At 43.3% G+C, this 15,387-nt stretch carries 14 protein-coding genes and 2 pseudogenes; 7 read left to right on the top strand and 9 right to left on the bottom strand.

Features of this window, described 5'->3' with window-relative positions; translation table 11 throughout:
* Nucleotides 1-32 precede the first annotated feature (32 nt).
* Nucleotides 33-1,253, bottom strand: coding sequence for a hypothetical protein (locus tag DXD04_RS03520; RefSeq protein WP_117670931.1), 1,221 nt, complete (start codon nt 1,251-1,253; stop codon nt 33-35).
* Nucleotides 1,254-1,617: 364 nt separating this feature from the next.
* Here DXD04_RS03520 and DXD04_RS03515 point away from each other — a divergent pair, with 364 nt between their 5' ends.
* The 5 genes from DXD04_RS03515 to DXD04_RS16850 all read left to right on the top strand — a co-directional run bounded on the left by DXD04_RS03515 (nt 1,618) and on the right by DXD04_RS16850 (nt 8,973).
* Nucleotides 1,618-2,319: a hypothetical protein gene (locus DXD04_RS03515; protein WP_117670929.1), complete on the top strand. Its 702-nt coding sequence runs from the start codon at nt 1,618-1,620 to the stop codon at nt 2,317-2,319.
* Between the two features lie 116 nt (nt 2,320-2,435).
* A complete protein-coding gene (locus DXD04_RS03510) occupies nt 2,436-2,792 on the top strand; it encodes a P-II family nitrogen regulator (RefSeq protein ID WP_117670927.1) in 357 nt (118 codons plus the stop codon).
* 45 nt (nt 2,793-2,837) lie between these two features.
* The gene (locus DXD04_RS03505) at nt 2,838-4,232 is read left to right on the top strand and encodes an ammonium transporter (protein ID WP_117670925.1); all 1,395 of its coding nucleotides are present in this window, start codon (nt 2,838-2,840) and stop codon (nt 4,230-4,232) included.
* A gap of 52 nt (nt 4,233-4,284) precedes the next feature.
* The gene (locus DXD04_RS03500; protein ID WP_117670923.1) at nt 4,285-6,474 is read left to right on the top strand and encodes a glutamine synthetase III family protein; all 2,190 of its coding nucleotides are present in this window, start codon (nt 4,285-4,287) and stop codon (nt 6,472-6,474) included.
* Nucleotides 6,475-6,765: 291 nt separating this feature from the next.
* Nucleotides 6,766-8,973, top strand: coding sequence for a BspA family leucine-rich repeat surface protein (locus DXD04_RS16850; RefSeq protein WP_259296098.1), 2,208 nt, complete (start codon nt 6,766-6,768; stop codon nt 8,971-8,973).
* A 361-nt stretch (nt 8,974-9,334) separates the two neighbouring features.
* Here DXD04_RS16850 and DXD04_RS03485 read toward each other — a convergent pair whose 3' ends face one another.
* On the bottom strand, nt 9,335-9,901 hold the full coding sequence (locus DXD04_RS03485; RefSeq protein ID WP_117670921.1) for a YdeI/OmpD-associated family protein: 567 nt from the start codon (nt 9,899-9,901) through the stop codon (nt 9,335-9,337).
* A 128-nt stretch (nt 9,902-10,029) separates the two neighbouring features.
* Here DXD04_RS03485 and DXD04_RS03480 point away from each other — a divergent pair, with 128 nt between their 5' ends.
* The gene (locus DXD04_RS03480; RefSeq protein WP_117670919.1) at nt 10,030-10,848 is read left to right on the top strand and encodes a helix-turn-helix transcriptional regulator; all 819 of its coding nucleotides are present in this window, start codon (nt 10,030-10,032) and stop codon (nt 10,846-10,848) included.
* 71 nt (nt 10,849-10,919) lie between these two features.
* Complete coding sequence (locus DXD04_RS03475; RefSeq protein WP_117670917.1) at nt 10,920-11,540, top strand: CatA-like O-acetyltransferase, family 2; 621 nt, start codon at nt 10,920-10,922, stop codon at nt 11,538-11,540.
* 21 nt (nt 11,541-11,561) lie between these two features.
* Here DXD04_RS03475 and DXD04_RS17145 read toward each other — a convergent pair whose 3' ends face one another.
* From DXD04_RS17145 to DXD04_RS03445, 7 genes and pseudogenes are all read right to left on the bottom strand, one after another.
* On the bottom strand, nt 11,562-11,990 hold the full coding sequence (locus tag DXD04_RS17145) for a GNAT family N-acetyltransferase (RefSeq protein WP_195204170.1): 429 nt from the start codon (nt 11,988-11,990) through the stop codon (nt 11,562-11,564).
* 54 nt (nt 11,991-12,044) lie between these two features.
* A pseudogene (locus DXD04_RS17140) lies at nt 12,045-12,640 on the bottom strand (sugar O-acetyltransferase); the annotation flags it as partial.
* Between the two features lie 24 nt (nt 12,641-12,664).
* Nucleotides 12,665-13,108: pseudogene (locus tag DXD04_RS03465) on the bottom strand (N-acetyltransferase family protein); the annotation flags it as partial.
* A 4-nt stretch (nt 13,109-13,112) separates the two neighbouring features.
* The gene (locus tag DXD04_RS03460; protein ID WP_229035210.1) at nt 13,113-13,652 is read right to left on the bottom strand and encodes a GNAT family N-acetyltransferase; all 540 of its coding nucleotides are present in this window, start codon (nt 13,650-13,652) and stop codon (nt 13,113-13,115) included.
* 18 nt (nt 13,653-13,670) lie between these two features.
* Nucleotides 13,671-14,219, bottom strand: coding sequence for a helix-hairpin-helix domain-containing protein (locus tag DXD04_RS03455; protein WP_117670908.1), 549 nt, complete (start codon nt 14,217-14,219; stop codon nt 13,671-13,673).
* Between the two features lie 3 nt (nt 14,220-14,222).
* On the bottom strand, nt 14,223-14,615 hold the full coding sequence (locus DXD04_RS03450; protein WP_022054494.1) for a hypothetical protein: 393 nt from the start codon (nt 14,613-14,615) through the stop codon (nt 14,223-14,225).
* Nucleotides 14,599-15,135, bottom strand: coding sequence for a hypothetical protein (locus tag DXD04_RS03445; protein WP_117670906.1), 537 nt, complete (start codon nt 15,133-15,135; stop codon nt 14,599-14,601). The genes DXD04_RS03450 and DXD04_RS03445 overlap by 17 nt, the downstream gene beginning before the upstream one ends.
* Nucleotides 15,136-15,387: the final 252 nt, after the last annotated feature.

The raw sequence follows: 15,387 nt of genomic DNA, 5'->3' as shown, positions 1-15,387 counted from the left end.
TGTTTTTTATTTTAAAAAGCGAATGATTCTCTTTACACCCCCGCATCACTCAACACCACATACACCTGATAATGCGTGGTTGCCTGTACCGGAGTCAGTGACAAATACCCTTGAAGGATACGCCCATCTTGAGCAATCTTTAACGGATAGGCAGATAAACATCTGTGATGATTTTTCAAAGCTTCCCCCTCAGCCGCATAATGTTCCACCACATATTGCCCCGAAGAAGAAGGAGAGACATAACGATCAAAGAACAGGCGAGACACCACTCCCATATTCAAACGAAGATTGATTTCCACACACGGATGCACCACATAGCCTCCTGCAACGCGACAAATCATCATATCTACTCCCAAATACCCTTCATAATCATCCTTCAACAGCTGTTGAAGTGCGGAAAGCAGACAGGTTCTTACTTCATGTAAAATCTCCCGAGATACATACGCTGCCAACCGATTCTCAATTTCTGTATTCGATAACAAAAGATTAAGCTTGTAATTTCCATGGGCATCTGTTTCAAACAAAGAATAACCAGCAAAACGGACTCCATTCTGCTTCTCCACATAAAACTCCATCGCAAAATCAACCACTTTGTCATAAATGGGTTCCGCCATCACAGCTCCCTGTACCCTCAGAATACGTGCGGCCCACCCAGCCAGTTGCGCATTCCAACTGGCAGAAGATACTTTCAGCAGTCCTCTCCCACTTCCCGACCATGGAGCTTTCAAAACCAATTCTCCTCTTTCCTGAAGAAACGCTTCCAGTTCAGACAGAGATACACAGGCTTTCATCTCCCCGCAAGTCCCGTCTATCTTCAGTAATTCAGGCAATACCTCCAGACAACGCTGACGAGACGAGAGAAAACGGAAACGCCTGACAGTTTCCTCCGAAGGCAAAAAGCATTCTTCTACTCCTTCTTGTCTGAGCCGATGCACCAAGGCAGGTGTCCACCCCCAGGGGATATAACGACCTGAAGGCCATTCTGCCGTCCAAGCAGTACGCGGCAATAACTCATCGAGCCTTCTTTCAACCTCCATGCTTCCTCCACACACCTCTCTCAACTGCTTCTGCAAAAGAGATACAAGAGCCATATTCTCCACCTTCACACAATTTCCTTCTTCAGCAAACCACCATGGAAGAACAGATAAATCCGCAATCATACGCATAATCTCTGCAGGAGACTTATAATAAGGAGTGAAATTGGCCATCGCCATATCATAATCCGGATTAAACAAATATACGTTCGGAAACATGCTTTTTTCAATTAAAACCCTACAAAAATACGAAAAAACAGCTCCGTATTTCCAACTTCCTCCTCTTCATCGTCGAAAGAAGAATATTTTTTCTCTGAGAGTTTTCTCCTGGAAAAACAAATTCGCAAAAAATCAATGAAAAATATTTCAAACTTAAACCTAAAATAGGGTAAAAACAAGTAATTTTGCACTACGGAAAATATAAAAGAAGAAAGCACACCTTTTTATGCTTAAGAACAGCTAAAAGAAAGTATATTTGCATATCGATAAAACAAAAAGAAAGACAATACAACTAAATACAATACAAAAAGACACTACAACTAAAAGTAAAGAGTTTTAAACATTAACTAAAAACACGAAAGCAATGAAAAGAATGCAACTTACCGGAATCGCACTGCTTTTAATGACAGGCATTCCAGTCATTTCAATGGCACAAGACAAAGTAGAAGCTGATATTGGAGCTGACCTTGTAAGCGGATACATCTGGCGTGGACAGGATTTAGGAAATGTGAGCATCCAACCCTCTGCTTCCGTATCCTACAAAGGCTTCTCCCTTTCAGGCTGGGGTTCTGTAGGACTGGATAAAGAAGATACCAAGGAATTCGACCTTACTTTAGGATACAGTACAGGAGGATTCAGCGTATCTGTCACTGATTATTGGTTTGATGGCGGTCCTGAGTATTTTCACTATGGTGCCCACAACACTTCACATGTGTTCGAAGCACAAGTAGGTTACGATTTCGGTCCCTTAGCCGTGAACTGGTATACAAACTTTGCAGGAGCTGATGGCGTAAAAGCAAACGGTGACCGTGCTTATTCTTCCTACTTCAGCATCGCAGCCCCCTTCAAGTTAGGTGGTCTGGACTGGTCGGCAGAAATAGGTGCTACCCCATGGGAAACCAGTTTCTACAACAATGGGGCAAGCGGATTTGAAGTTTCAAATATATGCCTCGGAGCCAGCAAGGAAATCAAAATCACAGATTCCTACTCGCTTCCCGTATTTGCACAGGCCATTTGGAATCCAGCTACAGAAGGAGCCTACTTTGTGTTTGGCATAAGTTTCTAACCCAAAAGATATACTACAATACAAATACAATACAACATCAATAGGATTAGTGATTTCAAGAGGCAAAAAAGATTATACAGGATAACAAACAATACAAAATACAAATACAATTTATTATGAAAAAGATTGAGGCAATCATCCGTAGAACCAAATTCGAAGAAGTAAAGGAGGCATTATTGGCCGCCGACATCGAATGGTTCTCCTACTATGAAGTAAGAGGTGTCGGAAAAACCCGCGAAGGTCGTATTTATCGTGGGGTAGTATATGATACCAGTTCCATCGAACGAATCCTGATTTCCATCGTAGTGAGGGAAAAGAATGTGGAAAAGACCGTACAGGCCATCATGAAAGCCGCTTATACCGGTGAGATAGGTGACGGACGCATTTTCATCATCCCCGTAGAAGATTCCATTCGCATCCGTACAGGCGAACGTGGCGATATTTCGCTTTATAATGCGGAACAGGAAAAATAATCCCGGAAAATCAACTCAGGTATTAATTCTTAAAAGGTAAAAATTATGAAACAACTTACAGAAGGTGTGCACACAGCAGCATACCGCAAAATCCTCATACCCTTATTCTTACTTCTGTTTCCATTGATTACAACAGCGCAGACCTCTGTACCTGAAGAGGTTAGCAACGCTGACAAGATAGCGGAATTATCTACCGGACTTAACACCGTATGGATGTTACTGGCTGCCATGCTGGTATTCTTCATGCAGCCGGGCTTTGCCCTGGTAGAAGCCGGATTTACCCGCAGCAAGAACACAGCCAACATCCTGATGAAAAACCTGGTGGACTTTATGGTAGGTTCCATTCTGTTCTGGTTTATCGGTTTCGGACTGATGTTCGGTATAGGAGATGTATTCGGTACTCCACATCTCTTTGACTTGGATGCCATGAGCAATATCATTCAGAACGGATTACCTATTGAAGGCTTCCTAATCTTCCAGACCGTATTCTGTGCCACTTCTGCTACTATTGTGTCAGGTGCCATGGCCGAACGTACCAAATTCTCCATGTATCTGGCTTACACGATAGCCATCAGTGTATTGATCTATCCGGTCTCCGGTCACTGGACCTGGGGAGGAGGATGGCTTTCAAATGCAGATCCGGATTCATTCATGATGTCTGTGTTCGGTTATACATTCCATGACTTTGCCGGTTCAACTGTAGTTCACTCTGTAGGTGGATGGATTGCACTGGTCGGCGCCGCCATTCTTGGTCCGCGTTTGGGCAAATACGGAAAGGACGGAAAATCAAAAGCCATCCCCGGTCACAACCTGACACTGGCTTGCCTGGGTGTATTCATCCTTTGGTTCGGATGGTTCGGTTTCAACCCTGGTTCACAGCTTGCTGCAGCCGGATACGGTGACCAGACAGCCATCTCACACGTGTTCCTTACCACCAACCTGGCAGCTTGTACCGGAGGATTCCTTGCCTTGCTTGTAAGCTGGATTAAATATGGTAAACCGTCACTCTCTCTCACACTCAATGGTATCCTTGCCGGACTCGTCGGTGTAACAGCCGGATGCGACCTGGTATCACCAATGGGAGCCGCTCTTATCGGAGCTATCTGCGGAACCGTCATGATTTTCGCTGTAGAATTCATCGAACACCGCCTGAAAATTGACGACCCTGTAGGTGCCTCTTCCGTACACGGTGTATGCGGTAGCCTCGGAACCATTCTTACCGGTCTGTTTGCCGTAGAAGGCGGCACATTCTACGGAGGTGGCTTCGGATTCCTCGGTGCACAGATTTTTGGTGTAATCATCGTCGGCGGATGGGCCGCATTGATGGGATACATCATCTTCAAAGTCCTCGACAAAGTTCACGGCCTGCGTGTTCCTGCCAGAATTGAAGAAGAAGGTCTGGATATTTACGAACATGGAGAATCGGCTTACAACCATTAACATAGCACATTCACTACTAACTATTAAATAACCAATAAAAATTTACAGTCACATGTCAACATTAAGATTCAGAGTAGTAGAAAAGGCCTTCCAGGCTAAACCCATGGAAGTACCTGCCCCTGACAAAAGACCGGGAGAATACTTCGGTAAATATGTATTCAACAGAGAAAAAATGTTTAAATACCTGCCTTCTACGGTATTTGCACGATTGATTGATGCCATGGATAATGGCGCCGCTCTTGACCGCCAGATAGCCGATGCCGTAGCCGAAGGTATGAAACGATGGGCCAGCGAACTGGGTGCTACCCATTATACTCACTGGTTCCAGCCACTGACAGAAGGAACAGCCGAGAAACACGATGCATTCGTAGAACACGACGGAAAAGGTGGCATGATGGAAGAGTTCTCCGGAAAACTCCTTGTACAGCAGGAACCGGATGCTTCATCTTTCCCGAACGGCGGAATCCGTAACACCTTCGAGGCTCGCGGATATAGCGCATGGGATCCTTCATCACCTGTGTTCGTAGTAGACGACACCTTGTGCATTCCGACCATCTTTATCGCTTATACCGGTGAATCACTCGACTACAAGGCTCCGCTTCTGAAAGCCCTCCGTGCAGTCAACAAAGCGGCAGTAGACGTTTGCCACTATTTCGACCCGAGTGTGAAAAAAGTGATGGCTTACTTAGGATGGGAACAGGAATACTTCCTGGTAGACGAAGGTTTGTATGCCGCACGTCCGGACCTGTTGCTGACAGGACGTACGCTGATGGGACACGAAGCTTCTAAGAACCAGCAGTTGGAAGACCATTACTTCGGCGCTATTCCTACCCGTGTGGCAGCTTTCATGAAAGACCTTGAAATCCAGGCACTCGAATTAGGTATTCCGGTGAAGACACGCCATAACGAGGTAGCTCCCAACCAGTTTGAATTGGCTCCGATTTTCGAGGAGTGTAACCTGGCCGTAGACCATAACATGCTCATCATGTCATTGATGCGGAAAGTAGCCCGCACACACGGATTCCGTGTACTGCTGCACGAAAAACCGTTCAAGGGTGTCAATGGCTCCGGTAAGCACAACAACTGGTCACTTGGTACAGATACCGGTACCCTGCTGATGGCTCCGGGAAAGACTCCGGAAGAGAACCTGCGTTTCATCACGTTCATCGTCAACACCCTGATGGCTGTGTACCGCCACAACGGATTGCTGAAAGCTTCCATCATGAGCGCTACCAACGCACACCGTCTGGGAGCCAACGAAGCACCTCCTGCCATCATCTCTTCCTTCTTAGGCAGCCAGTTGAGCAAAGTGCTTGACCACATGGAAGACAGTTCAACCGACGAACTGATTGCCTTAGGAGGTAAACACGGTATGAAACTCGACATTCCTCAGATTCCGGAACTGTTGATTGACAATACCGACCGTAACCGTACTTCACCATTTGCCTTCACCGGCAACCGTTTTGAATTCCGTGCCGTAGGTTCTGAGGCCAACTGTGCCAGCGCCATGATTGCCCTGAACACAGCCGTAGCTGAACAGCTTACCGAATTCAAGAAAGAAGTAGACGAACTAATAGAGAAAGGTGAACCGAAGATTTCAGCCATCATTCAGGTAATCCGTAAATATATCAAGATTAGCAAACCCATCCGCTTCGACGGCAACGGATACAGTGACGAATGGAAAGAAGAAGCAGCACGCCGTGGTCTGGATTGCGAAACCAGCTGTCCGGTCATCTTCGACCAGTATCTGACAGAAGACAGCGTACGCATGTTCGAATCTGCCGGTGTCATGACCCGCAAGGAACTCGAAGCACGCAACGAAGTGAAATGGGAAACCTATACCAAGAAAATCCAGATTGAAGCCCGCGTTTTGGGCGACCTGGTAATGAACCACGTAGTTCCGGTAGCCATTGAATACCAGAGCAAACTGATTGACAATGTCTACAAGATGAAGCAAATCTTCCCTACAGAAGAGGCCGAAAAACTGTCTGCTGAAAACATGGCCATCATCCGTAAGATTGCAGAACACACTTCTTACATCAAGGAACACGTAGATACCATGGTAGAAGCTCGAAAAGTAGCCAACAAGATTGTAGACGAACGTGCAAAAGCCATCGAATATCACGACAAGATTACTCCGATGCTGGAACAGATTCGCTACCACATCGACAAGCTGGAACTGATTGTGGATGATCAGATGTGGACATTACCCAAATACAGAGAACTGCTGTTCATCAGATAATCCATCCCCTAAAGGATTATCTCTTATTTCTTATTGGTTGTTTGAGAAAGAGGCTGCGACCGTGAAGGTCGTGGCCTCTGTGTTTTCTTTTTGGATTGTTAGCTGAAAAGGCTTATCTTTCCACAATCATAGCCTGACAATCCTTTTGAGTTAAGAAACCCCAAATTTAATTTATTCAGTTGATTAATTCGGCTTTCTTTCCTTCCTTTAAAAATCTTTTTATGAGTACACTGTTCAGTTAACCAATGGTGTACTTTTCTATTGGTATTTACAAATATATGGAACATAATTATGAGTAAACTGTACAAACCCGGCAGTTTGAAAGAACTGAGGGAGCTAGTGAACAATGAGACTGTTTGCCTCGGCGACATCGATACATCTCTAATAACGGATATGAGTTGGCTGTTCTGCGATTCAAAACGTACCGACTTCGACGGACTGGAAACGTGGGACACATCGCACGTCACTACGATGGAGCGAATGTTCCTCAGGGCGAAATATTTCAACCATCCCATAGGAAACTGGGACGTTTCGTCCGTAACGAACATGGAATGCATCTTTTGCGGCTGCAGCAATTTTAATCAGCCGTTAGAGGATTGGGACGTATCGTCCGTAACAAATATGGAGTCGATGTTCGGCTGCTGCAGCAGCTTTAATCAGCCGCTTAATGATTGGGACGTCTCAAAGGTCCAAAAAATTTCATGTATGTTCTGCGAAGCCGAGAAGTTTAACCAGCCGCTCGACAAATGGGATACATCGGAAGTCCGTGAAATGGCGTGGATGTTCGCCGGCTGCACCAAATTTAATCAGAATATCGGCATGTGGGATACATCGAACGTAATAAGGATGGAAGGGATGTTTGAGGGGGCGGTCTGTTTCAACCAGCCGCTGAATGATTGGGACGTCTCGAACGTGCGGTATATGTTACGCATGTTCGACGGTTCAAAAAGCTTCAATCAGCCGCTCGACCGCTGGAACGTGAGCCGCGTAGAAGATGCCGAACGTATGTTTAAAAACGCACGCAGTTTCAGCCAGTCGCTCGATATGTGGCTGATACCGCGGTTCTGCGACATAAGCAATATGTTCCTGTACGCTCCGAAATTCACCGACGTCAAGACGTTGACGCTTTGCTTCCACCTTGCTACCAAAAAGAACTGCCGCGCAAGGCTGAAAGAAAAACTGGACAAGCTCCACCCGGCGGAAGTATACACGGAACTCTCACGCTACGGCAGCGAACACACCGCGGAATATATGCGCGAACTTGAAGCGGCCCATCCGGAGCTGATAGGTTCCGTCCGCACCAATGTGGGAGACGTGAAGTGCAAGCCCCGCTCCAAACGCGAGCTGATAGAACTTCTGGACATGGGTGCAAAAATGCCGCTCGCCAATATCGACACATCTCTGATAACCGACATGGAAGGCCTCTTCCGAAAGTCTAAACGCAGTAACTTCGCCGGTATCGAGACATGGGATACATCAAATATAGTAACGATGAAGCACATGTTTGCCAGCGCAATCTACTTCAACCACGACATAAGCAGCTGGGATGTCTCTAACGTACGGGATATGTCCCACATGTTCGAAGGAGCACACAGATTTAATAAGCCACTTGAAGCCTGGGACGTGTCATCTGTTACGGATATGAGTTTCATGTTCAACGAAGCCGAACGCTTTAACCAGCCTTTACGGAAATGGAACGTGGTCAGCGTAACAGACATGAGCAACATGTTCTCCTGCGCAGAGCACTTCAACCAGCCGCTCGATGGCTGGAACGTTTCAAAAGTTCACAGTATGAAGTACATGTTCTACCGTGCCTTCTCCTTCAATCAGAATCTGAACTCGTGGAATGTCTCCAGCGTTACTGACATGTGCTACATGTTCGATATGGCAAAGAGCTTTAACCAGTCTGTCGGTGCATGGAACGTATCAGCCGTCACAAATATGAGAGAGATGTTCGTGCGCGCATCAGCATTTAACCAACCTCTGAGCGATTGGAATGTCTCGAACGTACAAAACATGCGTGAAATGTTCTGCGAAGCGTCGAGCTTCAACCAGCCGCTGAACGACTGGGACGTCTCAAATGTGCAAGATATGCGCGAGATGTTCTCCAAAGCCTCGAGCTTCAACCAGCCGCTGAACGATTGGAATGTCTCGAACGTACAGAATATGTACTGTATGTTCAACGAAGCGAAAAGCTTCAATCAGCCACTCGACCGCTGGGACATCTCCAATGTCAAGGATATGGCCTATATGTTCTGCGAAGCGACCTCGTTCCGATATCCGATAACGGCGTGGTCACTGCACAACCAGTCTACGCAAGGTATGTTCCTCAGGCTGCCTGGTTACTGCGACATGGAGTCGCGCGTCATGTGTCTCACCCCTCATGACGATAAAGCACTGAAATACGACCTGGAAGATATGATACAACAATTCGGAGAAAAGGCGGTTCATGACGCACTGCGGCTTTACGGTGCCCAATACGGTATTAAAGAGGATTAGATGAAATCTAATCCGTCAACACTTTCCGACAAGGATTCCATGTAATCTAAAATCAATTCCTGACCTCATCATATCAAAACATTAATTTTACAATACGTTGATAGATAGTTTTCTGACTTCGCATCACTCTAAAAGGGTGACGCGAAGTCAGAAAATTCAAACTTTTAATAGTTCTTGTTTTTGAGATAGATAACAGCAAGTAGTCCAAGTAATATCACAAGCCTATATATTATTAATAGCCTTTATTGAGAATACTATTATTATGCACACTTACCATTTCATAGTGTTGAACAATCTTTATTTTTAGTATCTATGTCACAAAGGTAGTGAAAATAGAGACAGATTGATACTTTCTGTATTCTTATAATCTCCCATTATCATTCCATTCCCCATAGAGAAGCCCTTTTCGTGTATTCTCTATAAACTTATTCAAGCGGCTTTCAAAAAGTTTTGGCTGATTCCTCTTGATTTGAATGGTATCAATTCTTACCCGTTTATATAAATCCGGTAACTGACAGAAATTATTCCATACTACAGAATCGGATTGTAATCTTTGCAATATATCCTTATCTATGGTAAAACCTTGCGGTGACATGTCCGGCAGAACGGCTCTTCCAGCATCTTTCATCAGCCCTAACCGTTCCATTCTGCGACATCTTTCCTTGTTGAGCTCCGACCAATTACTTCGTGGCTTTCGTGGGCAAAGCTTCTGGGCTGTTACGCCATCCGCCATTTTCTTTGTAGTGCTGTCTATCCAGCCGAAGCACAGCGCTTCTTCTACAGCATCAATGTACCAGAACGTATCATCATCCACAGGCCTTCCACGCTTCACCACTACCCAGCATTCCGTTTCCTTTTTATGGTTCTGCATGAGCCATTCACGCAATTCGGCTCTTGATTTTGCATCCAGTAAATTATGTATTTCCATCTCTTGTTGTTTCAATTTGCACCTTACAAATTCATTATCTTTCAAGATTAATTATTATTTTCAAAATTCAAAAATAACGAAATATCTTCAATATTTTTGTACATTGTCTAACTGAATACCGAAAAGCAATGACAGAGGGATTCAAATTTTACAAGCCATGCCAATTATTACAAGATTACGTCAGATATTATTGGATATTTGAAAGTAATCAGCCGATAAAGACTTACACCTTCCCAATCGGTTGCCCCCAACTCATATTTCATAAGAAATCAGCTTTATATATTCCGGAATTAAACACAAAGCAGGATCGACTGACTATTAGTGGACAGGTGAATTTCTCATCCCATATCAGTGCAGAAGATAGTGTCGAAATGATTGTAGTTGTATTTCATCCTTATGCCATGAGTGCTTTTCTTAATATTCCCATTTCTGTATTCTACAATCAGGAAGTCTCCGGTTATGGACTGGAGAACAAGAAATTAAATTGTCTTGCGACGAGAATTTTTGATTGTGACGATAATGACCTCTGTATAAGTCTTATCGAACAATGGTTATTCTCACAACTAAGAACCAACTTTACCACAAAACGTGAAGTGGATATAAACCGGATTGCGGCAGTCGTTCATCAAATGTATTCTACTCCCAATACTCCAATCTCAGAACTGGCATCTATTGCCTGCCTGAGCAAGAAACAATTTGAACGCATATTTTTTACGACAGTCGGGATGAATCCGAAAGAATATGCACGAATCGTACGTTTTCAGAAGTCCCTTAAGCTTATGCAGAATCAGACTGAAAATATCAGTCAAACCCAGATAGCCTATCAATGCGGTTATTCAGACCAATCGCATTTCATAAGAGAATTCAGGGAATTAAGCAGATATACCCCCTTATCACTGATAAAAATATGCGAGCCATATTCCGATTTATTTACTACTCCAATATAATGTCTCTTTTATTCTATCCGTAATCAAAGGCCTGTTTTATTTTTGTGCTCTAATTTAAAGTACACACAAAAATGAGAGAAATAAACCCCGCCTTAACGACACGTGCATACGCATACAAAATGTGGATGCAGGCCCCTATGCCAATGGTCACATTTTTCAAGACACTTGATGTAACTAATCTTGTAAGAATCAGTAAAAAGAAAGGACTAAAACTGAACATGCTGATGTGCTGGTGCATTGGTAAAGCAGCTTCCGGCATCAAGGAATTCTATATGCTTCCAGTTGGCAAAAAGCTGATTCAATATGATACAATCGCTGTTAATACAATTGTAACAAACAAGAATGGAGAGGTAAGCTCATGCGACATACCTTTTTCTGAAGACCTGAATCAGTTTAATCACAACTACCTCCAGCTAACCAAACAAGTGGCCGAAACCTGTCAGAACCACGATTTAACGGAAAGCATGGTTATTGGTACTTCTGCGCTCGTGAACTACGAGATAGACGGTGCAGTTGGCATGTACAGCGGTATTTTCAATAATCCATTCCTGATATGGGGAAAATTCAAAAAACGTTTTTTCAGAAAACACCTGACCGTGTCATTTCAGTTTCATCATACACAAATGGACGGAGCTCATGCTGCCCAGTTCTTGGAAAAGCTTCAACATGAAATAAGCTCAACACACTTGTAACCACAAAAGTAGTCTGATAAATCAAAGAATCTGCTTGCACATGACGAAATTTGTCAGTTCCAACTGATTGGCTCTGCACTTCTGTGACTTAACTACTTTGTAGCCCTTTTGTTCAAAGAACGGTTTTGCAGTCAGACTGACCTCCGAGGTAATTTCATCAACTCCATACGCTTTGCCCATCTTTTCCACTTCCGAAAGCAACAGGGTAGCTACTCCCCTGCCCTGCATATCCTTGTGCACAAACATGGAATGTAAATACCCCTCTTTATTCATAGAAGAGAAACCAGCCATCTTACCTTGTTCATCAAAGGCCCCAATATAATAATTTTGGGACAAAAGGTCCTTCCAGTGGGATACGTCATCACCACAAGAAGCCCAGTCTACTACCTCTTCTTTTGTATAGTCCCTTAAATTCACATTAAGCACAGTAGAACGGAACAAGTGCTGCATTTCCAGAATGTCTTTTTCTTCAAGCGGACGAATGTTATAGTTAGGCTTTAACCATTTAATGACTTTACACGGATTGCCCACAGCAACCCAATGTGCTGGGATAGATTTTGTAACTACACTTCCCGCACCTATTACACTTCCCCGACCAATAGTCACTCCTGCAAGGACAATACTTCCACCGCCAATCCATACTTCATCTTCTACCGTAATAGGCAGGGCTTTCGTTCTAAAAAACAATTCTCCAGAGTTTTCATTCCAGTCCTCCACAAAACGCTCTTCAAAACACACAGGATGAGTGGCTGTATAAAACTGTACGTGAGGAGCTATCAAAACTTTACTACCAATGTAAATATAGTTTTCATCCATCAGCGTACAATTGTCATTGATGATTGTTTTTTCACCAATAAAAATATGTTTACCACACTGACAAGTAAAATTTCGACCAATACTGGAATGTTGTCCGACTTTGCCCAGCATGCGAACAAACAATGCAGTTCTTTCTTCTTCTGACAAGGTGATATTATCAAGCATTGATAATATCACCTTGTCTGTATAATCATATTCAAAACCTCAGAATCCAATCTATTACAATACTCACCAGACAAAAAACGTTGATAATTACTCGCTTCTTTCGTTATATCTCTCACCATAATAAATTCCTCCTCTGTTTCCTTCATAATTGTAAATCCAAGTTTTAAATACATACGAACAGCATAATTAGCCTTTTGAACGGAAAGAGAAACATGATGATAGCCTTTACTTTCCAGCAGTTTCATCATCTCCTTCATCAACTGTCTGCCCATCCCTTTATTCCGATATTCTTTATATAAAGAAATAGAAAGTGAAGGAGTTTCATCATCCACATGACCATAATCATTCATAATACGTGTCCACACTGCCCCAACCACCTTACCATCATACTCGACAACCAAGCAGCAATCATCTTGTTTCTTGCCAAAGTCCTGAATATATAGCTTCAGCTCAGGCAAATCCACCACATCCCTTGGCAGAGGTTCAACTCCTTCAGGAATAAAAATCGCTTCATAAAGAAAATCCCTCAACAAATGGATTTCCTCTGGATACAAAGGACGAATAATATAGTCTACCACACTATCCATAGTTTCAATGATTCATTTTTTCCCACTCTTCTTTTGTCAACAAAGTAAAATGTTCTGTCCGCACATCACCCAATGGAGAAGGTTTGCCCTCTTCCGTATGATGAAACTTGAAACCACATTTATCCATTACTCGGCGGGATTTGGTGTTCCCGTCATAATAACCGCACCACACTCGTTTTACTTCCAGTTCCTCAAAACAACGCCTCAACAGGCGATTGACGGCTTCCGGAATCAGCCCCTTTCCCCAATAAGGAACTCCAATCCAATAACCAATTTCTGCATCTCCGTCCTGCATGTCGGCGCTGTGTACGCTGTCTCCAAACATAATACCCACACTGCCAACAGGTTCATTGGTTTCTTTCAGCACTACCGCATAAGTTTCCGGTGCTGAAAGAATATCACGTATCACCTCTCGGCTGTTTTCTACAGACGTGTGCGGTGGCCAACCGGCAATCGGCCCTACAGCCGGGTTTTTGGCATATTTATAGAGTGGAAGGGCATCTTCCTCACGCCACGGTCTGAGTATCAGTCTTTCTGTTTCCATAATTATGTGCGGTATATTTTATTTTTTATACATTGCAAGATTAGCTATCATCTTTTTCAAATTAGCTTCATTTTCCTCATCCGAAATGGAAGGGTCTTTCATAAAACGACCACAAGGTAAATCCGGACATCCTCCACAGTTTTCCCGCTTTTGTTCCTTACAGCATTTCCAGATGGGACATACCGCATCGCCTGTATACTGAAGCCAGAACACCTTACCTTTTATCTTTCTGCATCCATTGCATTCCTTTGGGAATGACGCACAGTCCACACACCTAGCTCCACACGGAGAGGGATAAAAATAATCATCTTTCCAATACCACCATTTACATTTCTCTCTATCCGGGTTTTCCGTATGAACAAAATACTCTAAAGCCCGGTACAGATAAAGCTGGCATCGGTCTATCGTACACCCACGCAAACGGCATTCCTCCTCATACAAATCCTCTGCTTTCTTTCCTTTCAGTGATGCGATAGAGGTATACCCCATGGCTATCAGGTCTTGTTCAGTCTGTGAACCTACGTTAGGGATTTTTCGTAAAGATGATTTTTCTTGATTGTCAGTCATATCTTATTTTTTAAAGTTCTTATATACAAACATCGGTGAACACAAAGTACTCAATAGCACCAATATCCACAGATTTCCGGTCATAGGATTATATGCTTGACATAATTCTTTCCAAGAAGAACCGGATGACAATCCCAGTCCAAATTCAAAACAAACCGTAAGACACATCCATAATCCTCCTACAAGAATACAATCTTTTTTCGTCAAGTCTTTAATAGGTGGTAAAAGCAAAAATGTTACCACATAAATTAATCCTGCAAGTAATACACCGCTTAATGCCAAAGCTGTGCTTTCAGACAAGAAACGATGCCATACATATTCACGAAGTCCTCCATTTAAAATAGCCAGTGGGATAAAACAGCACCATACTCCTATTACTTTACTCCATTTCATCATTTTTCTTTCTCAGCGATTCGACTACTTTCATTGCATTTCTCCTGGCTGCTACGATACTTGGCGTCATTTCGTATTCCAGCATATCAAGACAGGCCGCCAGTTCATTTGCCAGCTCCGGAACAAACCGGCACATCTTTGCAGCCAGTTTTATCATCATCGAGCGGCTGCTGTCCGATTCCTTTTTGTCGACAGCATGGGCAAGACAAAAATCAAACAAGCCTGTCCTGAAGTTCTGCTTCGTAGACAACTCTATCAAAATAGATAGAACAAGTCCCCGACGTATATGCAAACAAGGCTTCATTGCCCAGTCTGCAATCTTATCATAAAAGGGAGAGACATAAAGTCTTTTGTCTTCTGCTGATAAATAATACAGTATCCATGCCGCATTGTATGCCGACTGTGCATCTTCCGCATAAAGCATAAGGTCACACATCTTACCGATGCCAGCCTCATCATGATGCAACTCGCGAGACAAAGCCATTACCTGCCATTTGGACAGCCTATCCTGCAAATGTTCCATTTCGTTTTACTATGTTTCTACACTATAACGGCAAATCTAAAGAATAAGAAATAGAATAACAAATGAAAAATGAATTCTTTTAATGATGAGTCCTATCCATATTTTTATATTTTTGTATTTTATCAAGCTAACTTTTAAACATCATGAGAATCAAACAAATTACACTTTATTAATACTATAACTTTCACTTCTTGCATAGGCAAACAAACAAAAAATTAATAACTGGCTGCGATAAAAAATGTCCATCATATA

It is taken from the genome of Phocaeicola plebeius, assembly GCF_003437535.1.
GTDB lineage: Bacteria > Bacteroidota > Bacteroidia > Bacteroidales > Bacteroidaceae > Phocaeicola > Phocaeicola plebeius_A.
The sequence above is the reverse complement of the archived record's forward strand: the minus strand, read 5'-3'. Positions and strand labels throughout refer to the sequence as shown.